Raw genomic sequence first — 25,597 nt, forward strand, 5'->3', positions numbered from 1 at the left:
CTCTAGAACCTACAAAGTTTTCAAAATAAAAAAAGACTAACTCTAGGTAAAGCATTAAGCTTACCTAACAAGTTAGTCTTTTTTTATTATCATTAATTTTTTAATTCAGGTTGGTTAAACAACTGGAATCTTTTATTTGTAACATACGCTTTAACCTCATGTATGACAAAATACAAAATCGAAGCACCTAAAACTACGATCCATGCATTTGAAATTACTGTCTCCTGCCAAATCCCTAAAAGCATAAAAAATGCAGGAAGAGTAATTGTAGTCCAAGATTGTATCATTGCAACAATTCCTGTGTATCGTTCTATTTTCTTACCTAATACTAGGCCAGCAAAGAATAGATACCATAAATATGCCCACATAACCCATAATAGTCCATTGACAACATCATGAATAATAGCGAAGTTCACGAAAGCCCAAAGTACAGACATGATTGATACCCAAAGTGAGAACCAACCTAAGCCAGTTCCATTAAAACCTTTAAGATTTGTAAATCCATTATATAAATAAGTAATACCAAAAAAGAAAATGCTTGCCGTATTAAATAATTCCCACTTACCTGCACCTAAATGCATTAATAAATAGATAGGAAAAACGATTTGTAATGTACCTACAAATAAGTTTAATAAAGCTGCACTTTTAGCATTCGCTTTATTTAATAAAACAAGACTATTTAAAAACAGAGTTGCACCAGATAAAAGTAAACCAACAGATCCCATAGTGACTTGTTAAAAAGAAAATTGTTAGAAATTCACTTTTTAACTCAACCCTCCTACTTTAAGATTAGAAAAAAAATACAAGCGCCTGATCTAAGTCAAACGCTTGGATTAAATTATTTTAAAACGATCCCTACGATAATTGCCGTTAAAACACTTACTAATGTTGCACCAAATAATAATTTTAAGCCGAAACGGGCTACAACATTACCTTGTTTTTCATGTAAACCTTTAACTGCACCTGCAATAATACCAATTGATGAGAAGTTAGCAAATGATACAAGGAATACTGACACAATTCCTAATGTACGAGTTGAGAACTCTTTACCATGTTTTGCTAAATCCATCATTGCAACGAACTCATTTGAAACAAGTTTTGTTGCCATAATACTACCTGCATCCACCGCTTCTTTAAATGGTACACCCATAATGAATGCGAATGGAGCAAAAACATAACCTAAAATTCCTTGGAATGAGATTCCAAAAATCATATCAAAAATGTTATTAATTCCACCAATTAATGCAACAAAACCGATTAACATTGCTGCAACGATGATTGCTACTTTGAAACCATCTAAAATATACTCTCCAAGCATCTCGAAGAATGATTGTTTTTCTTCTTCTTGTACCGTTAAGATATCTTCTTCAGCTGTAACAGTGTAAGGATTAATAATTGAAGAAATAATAAATCCACCAAATAAGTTTAATACAATTGCCGTTACTACATATTTTGGTTCAACCATTGTCATATATGCACCTACGATTGACATAGATACTGTTGACATTGCTGATGCACAAAGAGTATATAAACGATTTTTTGGTAAGTGACCTAATTGTTTTTTTACTGAAATGAATACTTCAGATTGTCCTAAAATCGCAGATGCTACTGCATTGTAAGACTCTAATTTACCCATACCATTGATTTTGCTTAAGATTAAACCAATGTATTTAATAAAAAACGGTAAAATCTTTGTGAATTGTAAAATACCTATTAATGCAGAAATAAATACGATTGGTAATAATACTCCTGTGAAGAATGGGAAAGCACCTTCATTTGCCATACCACCAAAAACGAAATTAACACCTTCACCAGCGTATTCTAATAACTTTCCAAATCCGTTAGAAATTCCTTTAATTAAAATTAAACCTACTTCTGTATTTAATAATAAGAACGCTAATATGATTTGAACAACAACCATAATTACTACTGGACGATATTTAATGTTTTTACGATCACTACTAGCGATGAAAGCAAGACCGAAAACTACTAGTAGTCCAACAAGAGCTATAATATATTTCATGTTTCTCCCCCGAAAATCCAATAAATTTATTTTTATTTAATATAAGCGCTTTCAAAACGAACACAACTTTTTATTTGTTGGATGTCAGACATCATATAGAAGTTAGATGTCAGACAAGGATTAACCTTGTAAATCTTTTGAACTAAATGATCCAGGAAGTAATTCCTTAACAGTTGTTTCAGCGATGTCACCTTTTAAGTTAGTTAAGTATACTTTTGTATTTTCATCACTAAATTCTGCGATTACTTGTCTACATGCACCACATGGTGAAATTGGACCTTCAGTGTCCCCCACTATTGCGATTGATTCGATCTTTGCTAAACCGTTACCCGCAGCTACCGCACTAAATATAGCAGTTCTTTCTGCACAATTTGTTAGACCATAAGAAGCATTTTCTACGTTACAACCTGTGTAGACCGTTTGGTTATTTAATAAAATTGCTGCACCTACTTTAAATTTTGAGTAAGGAGCGTATGCGTTTTCACGAGCCTTTAAAGCTTCATTGATTAATGATTGTGTATTCATATTTATCACCCTTTAACGAATTGTTAGGTAATTCTTTATTAAAGTGTGTGAGTTTTGTCTTCGCTTTACCATATTACCAACGTAAGAGCTAAAGAGCAATAACTCACTCACTTTTTTTTATTTTAAAATTATTTTGAAATTAATAAGCTGTGTTTGCTTCTTCACCTTGGACGATTTTAACACCTGAACTTGTTCCGATACGGTTTGCACCAGCAGTTACTACACTTTCTACGTCTTTTAAGTTACGAACACCACCAGAAGCTTTAACGCCTACGTTTTCGCCAACAGTTTTACGCATTAATGCAACGTCTTCTACTGTTGCTCCACCAGTTGAAAATCCTGTTGATGTTTTTACAAAGTCAGCACCAGCTTTAACTGATAATTCACAAGCTCTAACTTTTTCTTCGTCAGTTAAAAGACAAGTCTCAATAATTACTTTTACTAAAGCTTTACCTTTAGCAGCTTCAACAACTGCACGTACATCTCTTTCAACTAACTCGTCATTTTTTTCTTTTAATGCAGAAATATTGATAACCATATCAACTTCCTCAGCACCATTTTCAATTGCGTTTGTAGTTTCGAATGCTTTTACTTCTGGAGTGTTTGCTCCTAGAGGGAAACCAATTACCGTACAAACCTTTACAGAAGAACCCTTTAATAATTCACTTGCATAAGAAACCCAAGTAGGATTGATACAAACTGATGCAAAGCTAAATTCTTTTGCTTCTTCAGCTAGTTTTGCAATTTCCTCTCTTTTTGCGTCAGCTCGTAATAATGTGTGATCTACTAAACTTGCGTAATTCATATATAGTCGCTCCCTTAATGGTTTTATTATAAATAATGTTTGTTTACTATGTTACTTTGAATATGTCTTTACTATAACACCGCCATGAAATTTTGTAAAATACAAATTGAACTTATGTTCAAGGATAATTTTACCTATTTTATAAAGAAAGAGGCTGTCTCATAAGTCAGGTTAACTGACACAAAAGACGCCTCCTTTTTAAATGTAAAAATATCTAATTTCTATGGTAACCACTATTGGAACACCCTTTTTTTAAAGGTTGTCTAGTAGAAAACATGACAGAGGGAAGGGGCAAAGTCTTTTAATAACTTTACCTCTCCCTTTCTTATCCCTGCTCTAACAATCTTTTTGCAGTAAATTGATCGGTTATTAAAATATTTGCATATTTACCCATTAAAGCACCGTGAATAGCGTTTATTTTTCTTTCTCCACCTGCGACTAAAATAGACTTTTCTTTACTTCTTAGCTCATCTAACTCAATTCCAATCGTTCGGCGATTAAGAAGTTCAGAATAAATATTTCCTTCTTTATCAAAAAAGCGTGAGCAAATGTCTCCTACAGCAAATGTTTGTAAATCCGTCTCTTCCTTCTCGTTTAAGTAGCCAACTCTGAATAGTAAAGCATCTTTTTTAACAGTTCCTACAGTGAAAATTGCAACATTTGATTGTTTTCCCAAATCGATTAATCGACCAATATGGCGATCTTCCTCGACCATTTGTTTTACTTGTGGATTATCAAATATAACTGGTAGTGGTAAATATCTTGGAACGGTGTTAAATGCTTCAGCAAACAAATTTACCGTTTCAGATGCATAAGTATTCGTTTTAGAGTAACTTACTCCACCGTTTAGCTGAATTACTTCTACACCCTTTACTTGTTTATTACTTAACTTCGTTGCAATATGATACATCGTAGTTCCCCAAGTAACTCCAACAACGTCACCATCATGGACTAAATCTACTAATACATCTGCAGCTTTTTTAGTGATTATTTGCAAAACTTCATTGTAGTCATCAATTGGTGAATAGCAAACCTCAACAGATTGTAAATTATATTTCCTCTTTAACTCTCGAGCTAAATCTTGATTGCCTTCTAGGGGGTCAATAATTTGAATGCGTACATATCCCAATTCCTTTGCTTGTTGGAGTAATCTTGAGACAGTTGGACGAGAGATTCCTAATTGTGTCGCGATCTCTTGTTGACTAAAGTCAGAATCATAGTATAGTCTTGCAGCATCTATTATTAACCTTTGTTTTTCGAGTGACATTCCCTAATCCCCTTTAACTTACCAATCCTTATTTAACGTTCAAATTTTTAATTATTATACCCCTTTTAATTAATTAAAAAAAGCTCTCCTATGCTAGGAAAGCTTTTTAAATGTAATTACTTTGTACCAAATAAACGATCTCCAGCGTCGCCAAGACCAGGAACAATATAACCATGATCGTTTAATTTTTCATCAAGGGCAGCTATGTAAATGTCCACATCTGGGTGTGCTTTTTGTAAAACTTCAACACCTTCTGGAGCTGCAATTAAGCACATAAACTTAATATTTTTAGCACCACGTGTTTTTAAAGAGTTGATTGCTTCAACTGCTGATCCACCTGTCGCAAGCATTGGATCAATCACAATGAAGTCACGCTCTTCTACATCCGTAGGAAGTTTAACGTAATATTCAACCGGTTTTAATGTCTCAGGATCGCGGTATAATCCAACATGTCCAACTTTAGCTGCAGGAACTAATTGAAGGAATCCATCAACCATTCCTAAACCTGCACGTAAAATTGGTACAATCCCTAATTTTTTACCAGCAATTACTTTTGACTTTGCAGTTGCTACTGGTGTTTCGATTTCCACTTCTTGTAGTGGTAGATCGCGTGTGATTTCGAATGCCATTAAACCTGCAACCTCATCAACTAGTGCACGAAATTCTTTTGTTCCAGTGTCTTTTTTACGAATTAAAGAAACTTTATGCTGAATTAACGGATGATCAAAAACGTATACTTTACTCACTTTTATCGCTCCTTGCAAATACTTAGTAATTTATTATTCTTAAAAAGAATACCGAAAGCGGTTAAATAATTCAAGCCACATCATGCAATCACTTAGAATTAATTTAGATCTTTTTTACATATAAACTTCAATATTTCCTTTTTTTACTAATCTAATTGCTATTTTGACCCATTTTGAATAAAAAACTCCTCTTCATCATTAATATAAGTCAGAGAAGTTTTTATCTAATACGCAAAGAGAGAACCAATTGGTTCCCTCTTTGGTGTGTATAGTTAAGATACATTTCTTAAATTATGATCTGGTACTTTTGGAGTGAAAGAAGTTTTTCTATTAATAAACTTGCTAACATAGTGATCTAATCCGATACGTCCTGCATTTGAACCAGCAATTATAATAATGATTCCTAATAATACCATTTGTGGATTTGTACTAGTTGTACCACTAAACATAAATGCGAAGTTCATCATTAAACCAAAGAACATTGCTGTTTTTGTAAAACATCCAAGAATAAGTCCAAGTCCGATTGCGAATTCTCCAATAGGAACTAAAAAGTTAAATAAATCGATGTTTGGTATTGCGAAGTTTGTTAGAAAGTCTGCCCACCAGCCTTGAACTGCTGGGTGTTCACCTGTGGCATTTTTAACTGCAAATCCTAAAAATCCTGAAGCATCGAAATTGCCAGCTGATAACTTACCCCAACCTGCATGGATCCACTCATAACCTAAATAAAGACGAATAATTGTTAAGAAACCAGATGCAATTTTATTAGTTCTTAAAAAATTAATAAACATAATTTTTTGCCTCCGTTTGAATAAATTTTTAATTGCTGTTTACATGAGTTATTGTACTCCATTTCCAATGGATAATGTGAATCTTTTCACAAGTTTAAACGAACTTTTTGTGAACATTATCACAAACTTTTAAAAATATAAAGCTATCTTTAAAATAACTGCACCTTCGATGCTATTTGCAATTGAAAATACTGTTCTAAAGATAGCTTACTTTATACTTTATTTATTAAAATGTTGGATATAATTCGTATTTACTTGATAAAGCATTAACTCGATTACGAGATGCTTCTAGTACTTCTTGATTTTCGTGGTTCTTTAATGTCTCAGCAATGATTGATGCAATTTCATCCATATCTTCTAAAGTAAATCCTCTTGAAGTGACAGCAGCTGTACCGATACGGATACCACTTGTTACAAACGGACTTGCTGGATCAAATGGAATTGTATTTTTGTTACATGTAACACCAACCTCATCTAATACGTGCTCAGCAACTTTACCAGTTAACTCTAATGATCGAACATCAATTAAAATTAAGTGATTATCTGTGCCACCAGATACTAAATTTAAGCCGTGAGATTTTAAGCCTTCTGCTAAACGAGCAGCGTTATCGATGATCGCTTGTGCATACTTTTTAAAATCTTCTTGTAATGCTTCACCAAATGCTACAGCTTTTGCTGCAATTACGTGCATTAATGGTCCACCTTGAATTCCAGGGAAGATTGATTTATCAATCGCTTTTGCGAATTCTTCTTTACATAAAATCATACCACCACGTGGTCCACGTAATGTTTTATGAGTAGTTGTTGTAACAAAATCAGCAAATGGAACTGGATTTTGATGAAGACCTGTTGCTACTAAACCAGCGATATGAGCCATATCAACCATTAAGTAAGCTCCAACTTCATCTGCAATTTCTCTGAATTTTTTAAAGTCAATTGCTCTTGGATAAGCACTTGCACCAGCTACAATTAATTTAGGCTTATGTGCTTTAGCCTTTTCTAATACATCTTCATAGTTAATTACTTGAGTTTCTGGATCTACTCCATACTCAACGAAATTATATTGTACCCCACTGAAGTTTACTGGACTTCCGTGAGTTAAATGACCACCATGTGATAAATTCATACCTAATACTGTATCACCATGTTTTAAAATAGTGAAATAAACTGCCATATTCGCTTGAGCACCTGAATGAGGTTGAACATTTACGTGTTCTGCTCCGAAAATTTCTTTTGCACGGTCTCTTGCAATGTTTTCTGTGATATCAACATATTCACAACCGCCATAGTATCGTTTGCTTGGATACCCTTCAGCATATTTATTTGTTAATACTGAACCTTGGGCTTCCATTACTGCTTCGCTTACAAAGTTTTCAGAAGCAATTAACTCGATTTTAGTACGTTGTCTACCTAACTCTAACTGTATTGCCTCATACAATGATGGATCTTGCTTTTTTAAATTTTCCACAGTTATATCCCCCTTTTTGTAAAACACGAACATTACTAGTATAAATTTACTATATTATTCGATAAAACGACCGAATTCCTTTCTATTTTACCATGTTTTGTATTGAAAATGAAAGATATATCTTTCAACTAACTAACATTTAACTATTCTATTATAATAAAAAACACATTATTTAACGTCTTCATCTATTGCGTAAACTGCACGTGCTCCACCAATTAACTTTGGACGAGTTTTTGCCGCCGTAATATGAGCTTGTCCAACTTGTTTAATACTTGTTCTTAAAGGAACTGCCACGTGCTTTAAATGCATACCAATTAAAGTATCGCCAATATCAATCCCTGCATCCGCTTTAATGTGTTCAACAATTACAGCATGATCTAAATGTCTATATGCGAATGAGGCAAGTGCTCCTCCTGCAGTGCGAACTGGTACCACAGTTACCTCATCTAGTTGTAAACTTTTTGCCGTTTTTCTTTGAACAACTAATGCCCTGTTCAAATGTTCACAGCATTGAAATGCTAATTGTACTCCTGTTTCATCTTGAAAAGCCTTAATCTCATTAAATAAGACTTCCGCTACTTCGATTGTTCCTGAAGTTCCAATTCTTTGTCCGCTAACCTCACTAGTGCTACATCCAATGACTAAAACATGCTCACTTGTGAAATTTACATGATCATTTAGCTCGTTTAATAATGATTTTATTTGCCCGGCTACTAACCTTAATTCTTCATTCATTTGTTTTGCTCCTTTCGTAGAATAATTCTTTAAATTGACTAACATTCCATTTCTCATTATTAAAAAAGCCGATAATCTTCACATTATGTTTTGGATTAGCGGCTTTAATTTTTATAATTGGTGATTCTTTTCGTAGTCTTTAATTTTATTTACTCGATTTTCATGTCGACCGCCTTCAAACTCAGTCGTTAACCATATTTTTGCAATGTCTCTTGCTAAACCAGGTCCGATTACTCGTTCCCCCATAGCTAGAATATTCGTATCATTATGTTCACGAGTTGCTTTTGCACTGAAAGTATCATGCACTAATGCACATCGAATTCCTTCAACTTTATTTGCGGCAATTGACATACCAATTCCTGTTCCACAAATTAATATTCCACGGTCTACTTCTCCATTTGCAACTTTTTGTGCAACTGGGAATGCATAATCTGGGTAGTCTACAGATGTCCCACACTCACAACCATAATCTTCGTATTCAATGCCCATTTCATCCATTAAATTCATGATTTCTTGTCGTATATTTAATCCACCATGATCAGACGCTATTGCTACTTTCATTAGATAACCCCCGTATTGATATCTTTGAATTAATTTTCTATCGTATTGAATTGACTTCAATTTCTATCTTACACTATTCTGTTCAGATTTAGGGCATCTAATTAACATCAAATCACTGATTAAATTAATATACGTTTGGTTTCTGTACAATCTGTTTTACCAACTCTTCTAATTCACTCAAAGTATTTTCATAAGTTGTTAATGACCCTCCATAAGGATCAGAAATATCTTTAGCTTGACCGTTTATATATTCATAAAATGTAAATATTCTATCCTTGTACTGAGGAAACTTAGAAACTAACATTTGTTTATGGCTCAATGTCATTGATAAGACTTTCGAAGACCATTCCAATAGATCTTCATTTATTTGCTGCGAGGAATGATTTGTTTCTATCCCTTTATTTTTCAGTGCCAATATTGCATTTTGAGAAGCAGGGTCACCTGACATAGCAAACACTCCAGCAGACTTGACCTGATAGAACTCATTACCATGATATCTTAATAGTGCTTCTGCCATTGGGCTTCTACATGTATTTCCGGTACAAACAAATAATATATTTTTCATCTTAATACCTCACCCTCATTTATCTGAACGTTTTATTTAATCTATTTTACTAAAAAATAAAAGGATGGGGCAATTGTCTCCAATTTTCTCCATCCTTAGCTCTTATTCACCATATGTATCTGTTAAGAAAAAAATAATAGTTTTATTCCGAAAATCAATAAGAATGAACCACCTAATAGTTCTCCGAATTTACCAAGTTCCTGTTCTACTCTTCTTCCTAAGAGTAATCCAGCCCAAGTTAAAATTGTACTGATAATACCAAATAGTAAAATTGTTAGCCATGTTTTAGCACCGAATGTTCCCAAACTAATACCAACCGAAAAGCTGTCCACACTTACACTAAATGCAAAAAGAAGTAAACCTACTCCTGTAGGTGAATATTTGTTTTCTTCTTTTCCAAATAAAGTTGAATAGATCATGTGAAAGCCTATTCCCATTAATAAGAATCCACCGAGTAATACAGCAAATCGTCCCAGATTCTCGGATAACTCATATCCAATGATCATTCCTAATAAGGGCATTATTACATGAAAGAGTCCAATTACAATACCGATATTAATGATCTGTTTAAATTTAAGTTGTATAACTCCCATTCCTAACCCAACTGAGAATGCATCTAAACCTAGCGCAGATCCCATAATAGTTAATGTAATTAGTTCATTGATTAATGAGCTACTCATGCTTTCCCCCCTAGGACTTGCTATTAAAAGATATGCACGTCCTATAAATCATATGAGGGAAATTAATAAAATTTAATTTTAAATTAGGGGCAGGGGCCATTTCCTAAAAAAAATAATAGAAGCTCTATTCGGGGCTTCTATTATACGCTGTTGAAAAACAAGCTTATCAATTAATTATCAAATTTTCGTAAAAGGAGTTTAATGAGGTTGATTTCCACTACAGGATCTCGCTTTCCATGGGGCGAGATTCTTTAGCCTCCTCGGCAAGCCTGCGGGGTCTTCAGCCTTCCCTCATTTCCCATAGGAGTCGAGCACCCTTCCGTTCCAATCAACTTATTCATCAATAAAAGATTACACTAAAAACCTAATTTAATATCCTTTTACTTAGAGTAGCATAGCAGCTTATTAATCAGTTTGTAGGTCAATTAAGATCGAACATCAACGTATTATAAAAATAAAAATTAGCTCTTAAATACTTTTACCTTCTCAAGAATAAACAATTACTAGAGTTTGTTGATATTATAAATCTGCTCAATCATATTAACATTTAAAATCATGTTTAGATCATCAAAACCGAATTATATGATCAATAAGGTTCCTTAAGATACATTTGACTATTTTATATTTCACATTCTGAAATCACCGAATGTCCACAGGCTTTCCACAGACGATTCATAATGGCAATTCCAATACCTTCATAAGGGAAGGTTTCGCAATAAATGATATCAACATGTTCTTCGTTAAATTTACGAATACAATCATATAATGCTGCAGCTACGGTTGATAGGTCACTACGTTTTCCACATGTAAGAATTACATCTGCATCATATTGCGATGCATTTTCTTCCGTTGTTAATATCCCTACTCTTTTTCCCTCTGTTTTGGAATTGTGTATAAGTTTGTGCATAAACTCAATACTTCCATTTACAAGATGCATTTGAGCATCTGGTGCATAATGTTTATATTTCATGCCCGGTGATTTTGGTGCTTCGTTTTCCTTCATTGTTGCTGGATCTACTTCAACAGTAGGAATTATTTCTTTTATCATTTCTGGCGTAATACTACCTGGTCTTAATATTGTAAAAATAGCTTGAGAACAGTCAATAACTGTCGATTCAACCCCGACACCCGTACTACCACCATCTACAATTCCTACAATTCGTCCATTTAAATCTTCAAATACATGCTTAGCAGACGTTGGACTAGGCTTCCCTGATGTATTTGCACTTGGTGCTGCTATTGGCAAATTACAAGCTTCAATTAAAGCTAGAGCAACTGGATGATCAGGCATTCTAATTCCAACAGTAGATAACCCTGCCGTTACATATTTTGAAACATTTTTCTTACTTTTTAAAATTAACGTTAATGGTCCTGGCCAAAAAGCATCCATTAGTTTTTTTGCATCTAATGGAATTTCTTCAACTAGATTATCTAACTGTTCTTTGTTGGCAATATGTACAATAAGGGGATTATCACTTGGTCTACCTTTTGCTTGGAAGATTCGTTGTACCGCTTCATCTGAAAGAGCATTTGCCCCTAACCCATAAACGGTTTCTGTTGGAAAAGCGACAACTTGTCCTAACTGTAAATTTTTTGCTGCATCCACAATCTGTGGGTAAACTTCTTCTTTATTCACAGGATTATCCACATACCATATTTTCGTTTCCATACGTAGCACCTCTCTCTAGAGTGAATAATAGTGTATATTTTACAAATTTAGACATTATCCAAAGAATGAAAAGCAAGTTTTATCCACAAATTGTGGACAAAACTTGCTAATTTGTGGATAACTTTGTGTATAGTTCTATTTGATAAACTAATACTTCTTCATTCGTAATAGTAGTTTGGTAATGCTTCATTTCTTTGATACTGTTCGAAACATTTTCCTGTTCGACTTGCCCAAAACCTAGTAAAAGGAATAAGTCTTGAACTACATGCTGTCTTGTTAATAAATATACTTTACTAATCATTTCTTCTTTTAGTTTTTCAAGAACACTTTGTAAAAAGAGTACCATATGCTGTGAGTAAATGGTAGGTGCAACTACTAGTGATCTTAATAACGCTTCTTCTCCGTCTTGCTCATATCCTACTACAGCTTGTGCTTTCCCAAACTCATCTTCCATTATGAAAAAAGATTCTTGTTGCTCCTCAAGTCCGTTTGTGGATAATCCTGCTTGTCCCAAGAATGAAAAAATTGTTTCAAAATCTTCCTGAATCGCTGAACGTATTTTCATAAAAAAAACCTCCCTAGTATGCTTGTAATACTTTATGCACATAGGGAGATTGCTAGAACTAAAATAATTGCTTTAACATTTGTACAAAGAAGCTCTCTACCTTAATATCATCTTTTGGATCATCACTAGGTAGAGTAGAAGCTACAACCGCATCTTCACTGCTCTTGACATCAGTATCATCCTGTAAAGATGATTCATTGTTTTGTTTTGTAGCAACATTAGAATCATCATCGCTTAAACGTAATGCTGCTTGTTTTTTAAACTCTTTATTTGGTTCTTTTTCGATTTTTGTTTCATGATCAACCTTTTGTTGCGATTGTAGTGACTCTTTACTTAAAGTTGCATCACCGTTTGAAAAATCTAGGAAACATAATGGTGGGAACAATACGCACCACCAGTTTGCCCCTTGACCTGCACCAAGTTTAATTAAAACCGCTTCGTAATCACCAGCAGGATATAAGAAACTACCATATAATTTTGTAGGGAATTTAACTTTTTTAGAGTAAGTAATTGTAAATGATTGATTTGAGCCTTCTTCTTGAATAACACGTGTAACTGTTTTTTTTAAATCTGGAATATGACTTTTAATAACCTTTTGTCCCTCTTCAAAAGTTGTTAAATCTTTTACCCAAGTATTAATTTGAGCATTAACTTCATCTCTAACTTTACGTTTAAGAGCTTGATCTTCACTAGAATCGCTATTTGCTAGAATTCTTAGTCGTACAGCTTTCTTAGGAATTACGACCATTTCATTACCTTTTGCATTTGTATCTCGAAGTGGCAATAACACTGATGAACTAATTAATAATATGATAAATAAAGAAATAATTTTATATGTTATTTTTGTTTTATTTTTAGTTTTCATTCTCTCCACCATCCCTCTAGGAACAGTGTAGACAATTTGATTATTTCTTAAACACTAGTATTCTATTTTTTTAATAGTGTCATTTTTGGATTAGGAAGTAAACGATGATTTCCAGTTTAAGATGCCCTTTTTCCGTTGTGCAGATGTTGAGCTGTTCATTTACCGCAGGATCCCAGCCGCCCCCTTCTCCATCGACGTTGAGCATCTTACTTTCGGATTTACTCATAGATTTACCCTAACTAATTAACAATCTATTAAAAAGGAAAGTGTGAAATATACGGTTTAGAATCCGAAAAAACCTTTAATAAACTTTCTTTATTTCCTAGATATCTTACAATTCCTTTTTTCTCTAACACTTTATCTGCTTTTTAATATAATCCATATACAACGAAACAATATCAATGTTTGATACTGTATATAGTGTTCTACTTCCTACTACGTCCTCGATTTCATTTAGGATTAGTTGGTTGTTTGCACCAAACATGAAGTCAATTCCGACGAAGTCAAAGTCAAAATGATCTACTATTTTTTGAATGAGTTCTTTTTCATTTTTGGAAAGTTCGTATAGTATTGCGCCTCCGCCTAGAGAAAAATTCGCTCGAAAGTCTTTATCTGAATATCTTAAAACGGCGGCAACAATTTCTTTACCGATAATGAAAACTCTTAAGTCCTTACCTAATTGCTCTGCAACGTTTTGAATTAATATTTCATCAAAGTTTACGTTCTGTACGGTCTCAAGTAACTCTTCTTGATTATTTATAAAATATACTTCACTTCCGCCTCTTCCTGTGCAGTTTTTAAGCACACAAGGGAAATGAATTGTATCTATAGATTTTGTAATTGTATTTTTTTTATAATAAAATGTGTCTAGCATTGGAATTCCTAGATTAGAAAGCTTCTGATGTGTTAGAAACTTATGGTTGGCCATTGTTGAAATCGCCTGGTTATTAAATGTTCTGATTCCCATTTCTTCAAAGTGGGAAGATAATATTTGTGATATTGTCCTCATGATTACAAAGGCCGGTTTACTTAACTCTTTACCTTGATAACAAAGTATATTAACACCGTTTCGAATACCTATTACAATATCTTCTGTATATAGCAACTTTAACTCAAATCCATTTTCCAATGCTCCGCTTACTAACCAGTCGATATACGTCCTGTTTCTTTCTGCATCTGATTCGGAATAGATTAGCCAACCAATCATACGTTTTTCTCCAAGTCCTCGACAATATAATCAATTATATATTTCGTTGTATCCACGTCTGTACATAAATAAATATTTTTGAAATGTGCGTTTGAGTTAACTTCGCATATATATGTTTTTCCATCTTCTCCGAACAATAAGTCAATTCCTGCAAAATCGGCTCCCAATATTTCAGAACATTTAAGCGCTAAATTGATCTGCTCTTCTGTTGGCTCATACTTATACATCTTTCCACCGTTTGTAACATTTGCACGAAAATCTGATTCTGATTTTCTTAACACTGCTGTTACTACTTGTTTACCTACTACTTGGATGCGAAGATCAGTCCCTCTGCTTGATTCTATAAACTCTTGATAAATATGAGGTTTGTGCTTTAGTTCGTCTACCTTTTTATAAAAATCTTCTCTATTCTCAACTAAATAAACTTGTCTACCAAATGAACCGAATGACTCTTTTATAATTAAAGGAAAACCTAATTCCTGTATAACTTCATCGTAAAAATCATAGTTTGTTAAATCACAATTAGGGAACAACAGCGGAGCCGTAATTGTTTTTGGCATGGGAATATCGTAGTTCGATAATGCCTGAAAAGTTAAAGCCTTATCATCACAAACTTCAATCGTTCTCGCAGAATTATATAGTTTTAGCCCCATATTCTCTAAATGCCTTGCTAAATGAACATCTTTGTCCCAAAAAATGACAAAATCAGGTTTCTCATTCGCGAATTTCCCTTTTAAAATCGCTTGACCCTTTTCGATTACTGGGATTAGTTCATAATGTTTAACTAAAGTAACATCTATTCCTTTTGTGATTGCTGTATCACGTATCCATTCGAAAAGTTCAGTAAATTTTGTAGCTGTAATATGACCATTAAATACAATCCAACCTTTAAACTTTTTCATTCTAACTATCTTCTTTCGTAATGTTTTTGTTTTTTCTTGATTGAAATTCCCCTCATCTTTTACAACTGTATCACAAAAAAAAGAATCGTAATACATAGACTTTTTCTAGTCAATATCATTACGATTCACTATTTAAATTAGCCATTTACCATATATACCATACGATCTTTGCCATTAATATCGAGAACAACTTCAACATTCGAATTCGGGTAAACTTCCCTTAAAATGTCTGCAACCTGTTCACCTTGATTGACTCCTACTTCAAATGCAACCAGTGATTTTTCTTCTAATACTTTAGGTAAGTCATTTGCAAAACGACGATAAAAATCTAGACCATCTTCGCCACCTACTAAAGCACGATATGGTTCGTGTTCCTTAACTACTTCATCTAAACCCAACCAATCCTCATGCGGAATATACGGCGGATTTGATACAACAATATCCACTCTCTTCTTTTCTTCAATAAAGTAATTCAGTAAATCATTGTGTATAAAGTGGACATTTGCCTGTAACTCTTGTGCATTTCGTTCAGCAACTTGAATAGATTCTGCTGCAATATCAACTGTATGAACTGTTAGTTGTTTATTTTCAAGCGCAAGTGAGATTGCAATCGCCCCACTACCTGTTCCTACATCTACTAGTTCAAGTTGTTCTGTATTTTTCCAATGCTTTTGAATACGATGCAGAACACCTTCCACTAACTCCTCTGTTTCTGGTCTTGGAATTAATACTTCTTCATTAACGAAGAACTTTCTGCCATAAAAGTATTCATATCCTATTAAATATTGGATTGGTTGGCCATCTATGTGCTTATGAACCAATTCTTGAAACTGCTTCCAATCATTCTCTTCTAAATCTTCTCTCATATTTAGCAATAATTCTGTTCGATTGTAGTTCAAAAGATGTTTTAATACAATTTCACCCACATTTTCATCACGACCGTGTTCTTGTAAAAAAGAAGAAGCCCATTTTAGGGCTTCATATATCTTGGTTGTCATTATTGACTTTGTTCCATTCGTTTTGCTTGATCATCCATAATTAACGCATTAATAATTTCGTCGATTTTACCTTCAACGATTTGATCAAGCTTTTGAATTGTTAATCCAATTCGGTGGTCAGTTACACGGTTTTGTGGGTAGTTATAAGTACGGATACGTTCAGAACGGTCACCTGTACCTACAGCTTGCTTACGGTTTTGATCATATTCTGCTTGTACTTCTCTTTGGAATTTATCATAAACCCTAGCGCGAAGAACCTTCATCGCTTTTTCTTTATTCTTAATTTGTGATTTTTCATCCTGACATGATACAACTGTATTTGTTGGAATATGAGTTAAACGCACTGCAGACATCGTTGTATTTACTGATTGACCACCAGGACCACTTGAAGCAAATGTATCTACACGAATATCTTTTTCATGAATTTCAATTTCAACTTCTTCAGCTTCTGGTAAAACTGCTACAGTTGCAGTTGAAGTATGAATTCGTCCACCTGATTCAGTTTCAGGAACACGTTGAACACGGTGTGCACCATTTTCAAATTTTAGTTTTGAGTATGCACCTTTACCATTTATCATAAAGATAACCTCTTTAAAGCCACCTAGCTCTGTGTAGTTACCTTCAATGATTTCTGTTTTCCATCCGTTAACCTCAGCAAAACGGCTGTACATACGGTATAACGTAGCAGCAAATAATGCAGCCTCGTCTCCTCCCGCAGCACCACGAATCTCAACAATAACGTTTTTATCATCGTTAGGGTCTTTTGGAATTAAAAGGATTTTTAATTGTTCTTCTAAATCCTTTGATTCGTTTTCTAAATCATTTAATTCTTCTTTAACCATTTCGCGCATATCAGCATCAAGCTTCTCTTCAAGCATAGCTTTCGCATCTCTAATTTGCTCTTTAACTGATTTGTATTGACGGTAAGCATCAACTGTTTCTTGAATATCTGATTGTTCTTTTGAGTATTCACGTAACTTTTTTGAATCGTTTATAATTTCCGGGTCACTAAGTAAATCGTTTAATCTATCATAACGATCCTCTACAACTTGTAATCGATCAAACATAATTTTCACCTCGACATTTTCGTCTTAAATAGTTTCTAAATATATATCGAAAGAAGCGATTCTACATCGCTTCTTTAATTCTAAATTCTAAGGTAAAAGCGCCTATAACACTTTATCCACAATTATTATTGTCCAGTTCCGAAAGCTAGCTCTTCGATAATATTCCATTCAGAGCTGTGCGAGCTTACTCCACATTTCTTAGTATATGGTCTTAATAGCTAATTTTCAACCTACTGTAAAATTAATCGTTCTGACTTTGAAGTACTGGTTGAATTGTTTTTGTTGGTACTTCGTGACAGTGGCGACATCTTGGTTCATACGATTCAGATGCACCTACTAAAATAATTGGGTCTTCAAATAGAGCTGGTTTACCATTTATTAATCTTTGAGTTCTACTTGCAGGTGATCCGCATGAAGCACAAACTGCGTTTAATTTCGTTACATGTTCTGCAATTGATAATATTTCAGGTACTTTACCAAATGGTAATCCTCTAAAATCCTGGTCTAAACCTGCACAAATTACACGTTTTCCAGAGTTCGCAAGTTGTTGAACTACCATAACTATTTCATCGTCAAAGAATTGAATCTCGTCAATTGCAACTACTTCAACTTCTTCTGTAACATATTTAAGAATATGTGATGAGTGTGTTACTGCATAAGCAGGTACTTTCATACCTGTGTGAGACACCACTTCTACTTCACTGTATCGATTATCAATTGATGGCTTGAATGTAACACAGCTTTGCTTAGCAAACTGTGTACGACGAACACGGCGAATTAGTTCCTCTGATTTTCCAGAAAACATACTTCCGCAAATCATTTCAATCCAACCATTTTTTTTCATCATAAAGAACATTATGTGTCTCACCTTTCTATATCAGTACAAAGACTATTTTATTTATTTATTTTAAACGCCGGTTAATTCATCAGTATTTATAATTCGTGTAAGTATCTTGATTATTTATATAAAAATTCACTAAATTGAATTAAACTTATATGTTATTTGACTATAAATGCGTAAAAAAAGCAGGCAAAGTAGCAATAACTCGCCTGCTTTTCATCAATATTACTTAAGGCCGTATTTTTTGTTGAAACGTTCAACACGTCCTGCAGCGTTAGCAAATTTCTGACGTCCAGTGTAGAATGGGTGTGAATCAGAAGAAACCTCAACTTTGATTAGAGGGTAAGTTTCGCCATCTTCCCATTCGATTGTTTCGTTAGAATATTTTGTTGATCCGCTTAAGAATTTGAAACCAGTGTTAATATCCATAAACACTACTTTCTTGTAATTAGGATGAATATTCGCTTTCATGTCTTTCATCTCCTTCCGCCCTGAAATCCTTGAAATCAGAGTTATAAGAAACCATGTGTATACCACATAATTTACATTTCACATACAAATGAAATTATAGCAACTAACCCGGGAGAATGCAACCCACTATTTCTCTTTCAGATTGCTTATATCTTCCAACTATTTATGAGAGACTGGCGTTTTTCTACTTTCTTCAGTCATCGTATTGAAGAAATCTTCATTTGTTTTCGTTTGACGAAGCATTCTGAAATAACGTTCAACAAAGTCTGGAATATCTGACATTGTTTTTCTCATTAACCATAGCTTGTCCAGATGATCTTTTGGTATTAATAGATCTTCTTTACGTGTTCCAGAACGACGAATGTCAATTGCTGGGAAGATACGACGTTCAGCTAATGAACGATCTAAGTGAAGCTCCATATTACCGGTACCTTTGAATTCCTCATAAATAACATCATCCATACGTGAGCCAGTGTCGATTAGAGCCGTTGCTAAAATCGTTAAACTTCCACCTTCTTCGATGTTACGTGCAGCACCGAAGAATCGTTTTGGTCTATGGAATGCAGCAGGATCAATACCACCTGATAACGTACGACCACTTGGTGGAATAACTAAATTGTATGCACGAGCAAGCCTAGTAATACTATCCATTAAAATAATGACATCTTTCTTATGCTCTACTAGTCTCATAGCACGCTCTAATACTAATTCAGAAACCTTTATATGACTATCAGGAGTTTCATCGAAAGTCGAACTTACAACATCTCCTTTTACAGAACGTTCAATGTCCGTTACCTCTTCTGGTCGCTCATCAATTAGCAATACAATTAGTTCTGCTTCTGGGTGATTTGTCGTGATGCTATTTGCAATTTCTTTTAATAACTCTGTCTTACCGGCTTTTGGAGGGGCAACGATTAAACCACGTTGGCCAAATCCTACTGGGGCAATCATATCAATAATTCTTGTTGAAAACTTAGCAGGAGATGTTTCAAGCTTCATTTGTCTATTAGGATATAAAGCAGTTAATCCCGGGAAGTGAACTCGTTCTTTAGCATTCTCAGGGTCATCACCATTGACTGCCTCTACTTGAAGTAGACCAAAGTATCTTTCGTTTTCCTTCGGTGGACGTACCTTTCCAGAAACTTTATCACCATTTCGCATATCAAAACGACGAATTTGAGATGCAGAAATATAAATATCTTCTGAACTAGGTGAATAATTAATTGGGCGTAAGAATCCGTATCCTTCTGAAGAGATAATTTCTAGTACACCTTCCATGAACATTAATCCGTCTTTTTCCGCTTGCGCTTTAAGGATTGCAAAAATAAGTTCTTTTTTCGATAATTTGCTGTAATACGAAATTTTCATTACCTTCGCGTGTTCATACAAATCTTTTAATTTCATGTTTTCTAATGCAGAGATTGTTAAACTCATATAACACCACTCTTTACTTTTATTCGTTCAAATTAGGGTTTTCTTAATTCGGAAGGTTATTTAGAAGGTTTTTTGAAGGAAACTTACATAAAGTATTACTCTTTAGTGTAACCTTTTCCCCTAAAAATATTCTAAGTAATTAGAATTAATAGGTTTACTATCTATTGAGATTATAATTCGAAAGAGTTTTTTATGCCAACTATTTTTCGACTAAACTATTTAATGACTCTTCCCCTTGGTAAATAAAGGAAAGAGTCATTATTCTACTAAATTAATATCTAGATTCCGATTTCGTTAACAAAGAATTTTGACTCATCATTATCCTTCATCAAAACCAAGATTTTAAGTGATTTGATTATTTAATAACTAGGTTTGGTTTTTTGTTTAGGCTGTGACGTCCATCTACAAAACGAACAGTTCCTGATTTAGCACGCATAACTAACGATTGCGTAGATCCTACATTCCCTTTGTATTGTACACCTTTTAATAATTCCCCATCAGTTACACCAGTAGCAGCAAAAATTGCGTCGTCACCCTTAACTAAATCGTCCATATATAATATACGGTTTGGATCTTCTATGCCCATGCGTTTGCAACGTTCAATCTCTTCTTCATTTTGAGGTAATAACTTTCCTTGAAGTTCTCCACCTAAGCATTTTAAAGCAACTGCAGCGATAACTCCTTCTGGCGCTCCACCGCTTCCAAATAAAATATCAACACCTGTGTGATCAAAAGCTGTGTTAATCGCACCCGCTACATCACCATCGTTAATTAGTTTAATTCGAGCACCTGCTGAGCGAATTTCTTCAATTAACTTCGCATGACGTTCTCTATTTAATACTGTTGCAACGACTTCATTAATATTTTTTCCTTTTGCTTTTGCTACAGCAGTTAAGTTTTCAAGAACAGATGCATTGATATCAACTTTACCAACCGCTTCAGGCCCTACTGCAAGTTTCTCCATGTACATATCAGGAGCATGTAATAAATTGCCATGGTCAGCAATTGCAATAACTGCTAAAGCATTCCATCCACCAGATGCAACGATATTTGTACCTTCAAGTGGATCAACTGCTACGTCCACTCTTGGACCATATCCATTACCAAGTTTCTCACCGATATATAGCATTGGAGCCTCGTCCATTTCGCCTTCTCCAATTACAACTGTTCCCTTCATAGGAATCGTATCAAATACATCACGCATTGCTGTTGTAGCAGCATCATCTGCTTCATCTTTTTTACCTAAACCCATCCACTTTGCAGATGCTAGTGCCGCTGCCTCAGTAACACGTACTAACTCCATTGATAAACTTCTTTCCATTCAAAACTCCCCCTTTGATGTAAATGAAAACTATCTTTATTATGTTAATGAGTATGTAGACACCCAATCTTACGCATTTTTTAATTGTTCAACTTCTTGCTTGGTTAGTTGAACACGCCATACATTCGCTCCTAATCCTAAAAGCTTTTCAACTAAATCCTCATATCCTCTGTCAACATGTTCTAAACCAGTTAGTTCTGTTTTTCCTTCTGCAATTAGGCCTGCTATAACCAACGCTGCGCCAGCACGTAAATCACTTGCTTTTACACGACCGCCTTGTAACTGCGCAGGACCGGAAATAATAGCTGTACTACCTTCGACTTTAATCGTTGCACTCATTCTTCTAAGCTCATCAATATGCTTAAATCTTGCACCATAAATTGTATCAGTTATAACGGCTGTCCCATTCGCCTTCGTTAACAGCACAGAAAACGGCTGCTGTAAGTCAGTCGGAAAGCCTGGATAAACTAAAGTTTTAATATCTACTGATCTTAGTTCTTTATTTGATCCTGAAACGATAATTTGATCGTCATTCGTATCAATATCTATATTCATTTCTCTCATTTTTGCTATAAGTGATTCCAAATGATGAGGAATAACATTATCAACAATAACCTTGTCCCCTTCTTGCACAGTTGCAGCAGCTAATATTGTATAAGTTCCTGCTTCAATGCGATCAGGGATAATTGTATGTGTGCAGCCAGATAGTGATTCTACTCCATCAATTCGAATTACATCAGTACCTGCACCTTTAATTTTAGCACCCATACTTGTTAATAAAGTAGCTACATCAACAATCTCAGGCTCTTTTGCAGCGTTTTCAATAACAGTTCTACCATTTGCTAAAACCGCTGCTAACATGATATTAATCGTTGCACCAACACTAACTACATCTAAGTATATACGTGCACCTTTTAGTTCTTCTGCCCTTAAATAGATTGCACCTTGCTCATTTGTTACTTTTGCACCCAATGCTTCAAAACCTTTTATATGTTGATCAATAGGTCTTGGTCCAAGATAACATCCCCCTGGTAAGCCTATAACCGCTTGCTTAAATCTACCTAACATTGCACCCATTAAATAATAGGACGCTCGCAATTTTTTTACCTTCCCACTTGGAAGTGGCATTGCAACCATATTTGTTGGATCAATCATTATTTTTTCATCAGATACTTCTACTTGACCACCTATTTCCTCTAAAAGGTCACATAGTGTTTGAACATCTGAAATAGAAGGAACTCCTTCAAGTGTTACAGGTGAGCTTGCTAAGATAGTTGCTGGGATTAAGGCCACTGCACTATTTTTGGCACCGCTAACACGAATTGTCCCTTTTAAAGGTATACCGCCTTCTAATACAAGCTTTTCCATAGTATACTCCCTTCTAAATGAGCAGAAGAAAATAGTAGAGAAGTAAAGTTTTTAATCTTCTCAACTGTCGAATAGTTTCTACCTATTTTCTCCAAAATTCTACTTCTCTAATCTTAGTTTATACGAGAGCTACAGTCTAATGTAAAGACTTTTGCTTTTAATTTGGTTAATTACAATATCTTGAATTTCAATAAATATTGAGTAAAACCTTTAAATAAATTTTGATTAGTTAATAAAGTAGAATTAGATATTTGGTAATTTCTTAACTAGACCTAAACTAATTCTAATCATTATTATCTTATATCTTCAAGTCTAAATGAAAAAACATATAAATTTATTGCTAAAAATAGCTTTGTTAAACAAGAAAACCGTCTAAACATAATTTAGACGGCTTAATTTATTATAATATATCATATTTTAAGCTAAAAAACTTAAAATATTATGCTTTGTTACTAGTACCGAACTCACGGATCTTACCAGCTACTGTTGCGATAATTGCTTCGCGACCTGGTCCAAGAACTTTACGTGGGTCGTATTGTTTTTCATCATTTGCAACAAATTCACGAACAGCTTTATTGAAAGCAATTTGGTTCTCAGTGTTTACGTTAATTTTTGCAGTTCCACGAGCGATTGCTTTTTGAATTTGTTCAGTTAGGATTCCAGTTCCACCGTGTAAAACTAATGGTACATTAGTTTCGTTACCGATTTGTTCCATTTCGTCGAAACCTAATTTTGGTTCACCTTTGTATGGTCCATGAACAGAACCTAAAGCTGGAGCTAAGCAATCAATGCCAGTACGCTCAACTAGTTCTTTACATTCTGCTGGATCAGCATAAATAATGTCTCCAACAACGTGATCTTCTTGTCCACCAACAGTTCCTAACTCAGCTTCAACAGATACACCATGAGAATGAGCGTAGTCTACAACTTTTTTAGTTGTTTCAACGTTTTGTTCAAATGGATCATGAGAAGCATCAATCATAACTGAAGTAAATCCAGCGTCAATTGCAGCTTTACATGCTTCAAAGCTTGAACCGTGATCAAGGTGAATTGCTACAGGTACAGTAATTTTTAAATCAATTAATAAACCTTCTACCATTTTTACAACAGTATTAAATCCACCCATGTATTTAGCTGCACCTTCAGAAACACCAAGAATTACAGGTGATTGTTCTTTTTCAGCTGCAGTAAGAATAGCAAAAGTCCACTCTAAGTTATTAATATTGTATTGACCAACAGCGTATTTACCTTCTTTTGCTTTATTAAGCATTTCAGTCATAGATACTAAAGGCATTTTAAGCCCTCCTTATATACTCTTTTATGAAAATTAATCTGCACCCATAATTTTACTAACAAGAATAGAATGCTACAAATCGTTCTTTATTATGTAAATTATTAGGTTTTTATATCACAACATAAGAATACAAAAAATGAAATGAAAATACAACAAATATCATCTAATGTTCGTATTATCGTCACATTTTGGATAATTAAACACTATTTCAACCGACTTTATTCGGTATTTCCGAAAACGCTTTCAATTTATAGATAAAAATAAAAGCAGATGGTCCGCTACCCATCTGCTATTTTACTGCTGAGATTGTGGTTGTGAAGTATGCTCTCTAACAACCTTTTTAATTTCATCAATATCAAATGGTTTTGGAAAATATTGTAGTGCTCCTAATTTTTTAGCTTCTTCAATAATATCGAGTTCACCATAAGCCGTCATCAATATAACTTTAATATCTTTATTAATTTCTTTGATTCGTTTTAGAATCTCCACTCCGTCCATACCTGGTATTTTCATATCAAGAATAACTAAGTCGGGACAATCCTTCACTACAATATCAATTGCTTGAAAACCATTAGCTGCCTGAAATACCTCATAGCCTTCTTTTTTGAAAATTTCGTGTAAAAGCAAACGAATTCCGTACTGATCGTCTACTATAAGTAATTTACTTCCCAAAAATAGTACCACCTTTCTTAACCAGATAGCGTTCTTAAAAAAACACAAATTCCCCTAAATTTTTACATTCTACTTAAAAACCTTTTTTCCTGCATTAGTTTGAAAATTTTACAAAAAACTACTTTTTTAAAATTTTTTGTATCTATCTAAATTACAGTATAATGGTTAGACCATACTTTTATAAGAGGGAGTATTACTTAATGTTAAAAATTTTTTCGACACAATTGAATGGCGTTTTTCAAAAAATAGTTAAGCAAGAGGAAGTATTTGAAGATGCTTCACGGTTCCTAGCACAGGCAGTTATTGGCGAAGGATGCGTTTATGTTCATGGCACAAAAGAATTTGCTGGTATTATATCCGAAATAACTGATGGAGCAGAACAAAACAACTCAATTAAACCTTTATTGATTAACGGCGAAATCCAGTCATTATCACCAGTAGATCGAGTACTTTTATTTACAAGACAGACGGATGATCAAGAAGCTATTCTTCTAGCTAAAAAACTATCAGATTCAAACATTGGAATAGTGATTGTCTCTACCACAATCAATGGAGAAGACCATTTATCAGAACTAGCTGATGTATTTATTAACTATGAATTAACAAGAAAGCTTGTTCCAACTGACGAGGGAGACCGAATCTGTTTACCTACCCTACTCACAGGATTATTTATTTATCATTGCCTACTACTTACAATGAGTGAAATCCTATCAGATTTCGACTGAAAAATAATTCTAAAATAACAAAAACACCCAAC

At 34.2% G+C, this 25,597-nt stretch carries 27 protein-coding genes; 1 reads left to right on the top strand and 26 read right to left on the bottom strand.

The annotated features are described in order from the left end of the window. Positions 1-92 precede the first annotated feature (92 nt). From ACFVR2_RS13635 to ACFVR2_RS13760, 26 genes are all read right to left on the bottom strand, one after another. The gene (locus ACFVR2_RS13635) at positions 93-725 is read right to left on the bottom strand and encodes an AmiS/UreI family transporter (protein WP_387362485.1); all 633 of its coding nucleotides are present in this window, start codon (positions 723-725) and stop codon (positions 93-95) included. A 113-nt stretch (positions 726-838) separates the two neighbouring features. Further along, on the bottom strand, positions 839-2,023 hold the full coding sequence (locus ACFVR2_RS13640; protein ID WP_387362487.1) for a NupC/NupG family nucleoside CNT transporter: 1,185 nt from the start codon (positions 2,021-2,023) through the stop codon (positions 839-841). A gap of 120 nt (positions 2,024-2,143) precedes the next feature. Continuing rightward, complete coding sequence (locus ACFVR2_RS13645; RefSeq protein WP_387362489.1) at positions 2,144-2,548, bottom strand: cytidine deaminase; 405 nt, start codon at positions 2,546-2,548, stop codon at positions 2,144-2,146. Between the two features lie 139 nt (positions 2,549-2,687). Then, on the bottom strand, positions 2,688-3,353 hold the full coding sequence (gene deoC, locus ACFVR2_RS13650) for a deoxyribose-phosphate aldolase (RefSeq protein WP_387362491.1): 666 nt from the start codon (positions 3,351-3,353) through the stop codon (positions 2,688-2,690). Positions 3,354-3,678: 325 nt separating this feature from the next. Beyond that, positions 3,679-4,620 carry a DNA-binding transcriptional repressor DeoR gene (locus ACFVR2_RS13655; protein ID WP_387362493.1) on the bottom strand — a complete coding sequence of 314 codons (942 nt, stop codon included), beginning with the start codon at positions 4,618-4,620 and terminating at the stop codon, positions 3,679-3,681. Between the two features lie 116 nt (positions 4,621-4,736). Continuing rightward, positions 4,737-5,366, bottom strand: a complete 630-nt coding sequence (gene upp, locus ACFVR2_RS13660; RefSeq protein ID WP_097974886.1) for a uracil phosphoribosyltransferase — start codon at positions 5,364-5,366, stop codon at positions 4,737-4,739. 272 nt (positions 5,367-5,638) lie between these two features. After that, positions 5,639-6,157: a DoxX family protein gene (locus ACFVR2_RS13665; RefSeq protein ID WP_387362495.1), complete on the bottom strand. Its 519-nt coding sequence runs from the start codon at positions 6,155-6,157 to the stop codon at positions 5,639-5,641. Between the two features lie 226 nt (positions 6,158-6,383). After that, entirely contained in the window at positions 6,384-7,625 is a 1,242-nt protein-coding gene (gene glyA / locus ACFVR2_RS13670) for a serine hydroxymethyltransferase (RefSeq protein ID WP_387362497.1), read from the bottom strand. Between the two features lie 168 nt (positions 7,626-7,793). Continuing rightward, positions 7,794-8,360 (bottom strand): TIGR01440 family protein, encoded by a 567-nt coding sequence (locus tag ACFVR2_RS13675; protein ID WP_387362499.1) that lies wholly within the window; start codon positions 8,358-8,360, stop codon positions 7,794-7,796. Positions 8,361-8,471: 111 nt separating this feature from the next. Further along, on the bottom strand, positions 8,472-8,921 hold the full coding sequence (gene rpiB, locus ACFVR2_RS13680; protein ID WP_025568584.1) for a ribose 5-phosphate isomerase B: 450 nt from the start codon (positions 8,919-8,921) through the stop codon (positions 8,472-8,474). Between the two features lie 124 nt (positions 8,922-9,045). Continuing rightward, positions 9,046-9,486 (bottom strand): low molecular weight protein arginine phosphatase, encoded by a 441-nt coding sequence (locus ACFVR2_RS13685; RefSeq protein ID WP_387362501.1) that lies wholly within the window; start codon positions 9,484-9,486, stop codon positions 9,046-9,048. Positions 9,487-9,608: 122 nt separating this feature from the next. Continuing rightward, entirely contained in the window at positions 9,609-10,166 is a 558-nt protein-coding gene (locus ACFVR2_RS13690) for a manganese efflux pump MntP (protein WP_098426249.1), read from the bottom strand. A gap of 619 nt (positions 10,167-10,785) precedes the next feature. Further along, entirely contained in the window at positions 10,786-11,835 is a 1,050-nt protein-coding gene (locus ACFVR2_RS13695) for an L-threonylcarbamoyladenylate synthase (RefSeq protein WP_387362504.1), read from the bottom strand. A 106-nt stretch (positions 11,836-11,941) separates the two neighbouring features. After that, the gene (locus ACFVR2_RS13700; RefSeq protein WP_387362506.1) at positions 11,942-12,400 is read right to left on the bottom strand and encodes a GNAT family N-acetyltransferase; all 459 of its coding nucleotides are present in this window, start codon (positions 12,398-12,400) and stop codon (positions 11,942-11,944) included. A 58-nt stretch (positions 12,401-12,458) separates the two neighbouring features. Continuing rightward, a complete protein-coding gene (gene spoIIR / locus ACFVR2_RS13705) occupies positions 12,459-13,265 on the bottom strand; it encodes a stage II sporulation protein R (RefSeq protein ID WP_387362508.1) in 807 nt (268 codons plus the stop codon). Between the two features lie 349 nt (positions 13,266-13,614). Continuing rightward, positions 13,615-14,472 (bottom strand): ATP-grasp domain-containing protein, encoded by an 858-nt coding sequence (locus tag ACFVR2_RS13710; RefSeq protein WP_387362510.1) that lies wholly within the window; start codon positions 14,470-14,472, stop codon positions 13,615-13,617. Then, on the bottom strand, positions 14,469-15,374 hold the full coding sequence (locus ACFVR2_RS13715) for an ATP-grasp domain-containing protein (RefSeq protein ID WP_387362512.1): 906 nt from the start codon (positions 15,372-15,374) through the stop codon (positions 14,469-14,471). The genes ACFVR2_RS13710 and ACFVR2_RS13715 overlap by 4 nt, the downstream gene beginning before the upstream one ends. Before the next feature lie 137 nt (positions 15,375-15,511). Continuing rightward, entirely contained in the window at positions 15,512-16,372 is an 861-nt protein-coding gene (gene prmC, locus ACFVR2_RS13720; protein WP_387362514.1) for a peptide chain release factor N(5)-glutamine methyltransferase, read from the bottom strand. After that, positions 16,372-17,439: a peptide chain release factor 1 gene (prfA, locus tag ACFVR2_RS13725; protein ID WP_387362516.1), complete on the bottom strand. Its 1,068-nt coding sequence runs from the start codon at positions 17,437-17,439 to the stop codon at positions 16,372-16,374. The genes prmC and prfA overlap by 1 nt, the downstream gene beginning before the upstream one ends. 241 nt (positions 17,440-17,680) lie before the next feature. After that, positions 17,681-18,295 carry a thymidine kinase gene (locus tag ACFVR2_RS13730; RefSeq protein ID WP_098232141.1) on the bottom strand — a complete coding sequence of 205 codons (615 nt, stop codon included), beginning with the start codon at positions 18,293-18,295 and terminating at the stop codon, positions 17,681-17,683. Between the two features lie 210 nt (positions 18,296-18,505). Then, positions 18,506-18,751, bottom strand: a complete 246-nt coding sequence (locus tag ACFVR2_RS13735; RefSeq protein ID WP_025671035.1) for a type B 50S ribosomal protein L31 — start codon at positions 18,749-18,751, stop codon at positions 18,506-18,508. Between the two features lie 159 nt (positions 18,752-18,910). Further along, on the bottom strand, positions 18,911-20,185 hold the full coding sequence (gene rho / locus ACFVR2_RS13740; RefSeq protein WP_387362519.1) for a transcription termination factor Rho: 1,275 nt from the start codon (positions 20,183-20,185) through the stop codon (positions 18,911-18,913). A 355-nt stretch (positions 20,186-20,540) separates the two neighbouring features. Further along, the gene (gene glpX, locus ACFVR2_RS13745; RefSeq protein WP_056469239.1) at positions 20,541-21,506 is read right to left on the bottom strand and encodes a class II fructose-bisphosphatase; all 966 of its coding nucleotides are present in this window, start codon (positions 21,504-21,506) and stop codon (positions 20,541-20,543) included. A gap of 69 nt (positions 21,507-21,575) precedes the next feature. Then, entirely contained in the window at positions 21,576-22,874 is a 1,299-nt protein-coding gene (locus ACFVR2_RS13750) for a UDP-N-acetylglucosamine 1-carboxyvinyltransferase (RefSeq protein WP_387362521.1), read from the bottom strand. Positions 22,875-23,313: 439 nt separating this feature from the next. Continuing rightward, positions 23,314-24,168, bottom strand: a complete 855-nt coding sequence (locus ACFVR2_RS13755; RefSeq protein ID WP_387362523.1) for a class II fructose-bisphosphate aldolase — start codon at positions 24,166-24,168, stop codon at positions 23,314-23,316. A gap of 294 nt (positions 24,169-24,462) precedes the next feature. Beyond that, a complete protein-coding gene (locus ACFVR2_RS13760; RefSeq protein ID WP_025671030.1) occupies positions 24,463-24,840 on the bottom strand; it encodes a response regulator in 378 nt (125 codons plus the stop codon). A 200-nt stretch (positions 24,841-25,040) separates the two neighbouring features. Between ACFVR2_RS13760 and ACFVR2_RS13765 the strand changes: the two genes are divergently transcribed. Then, a complete protein-coding gene (locus ACFVR2_RS13765) occupies positions 25,041-25,565 on the top strand; it encodes a DUF2529 family protein (protein ID WP_387362525.1) in 525 nt (174 codons plus the stop codon). Positions 25,566-25,597: the final 32 nt, after the last annotated feature.

The organism is Gottfriedia sp. NPDC057991 (genome assembly GCF_042886615.1).
Lineage (GTDB): Bacteria > Bacillota > Bacilli > Bacillales > Bacillaceae_G > Gottfriedia.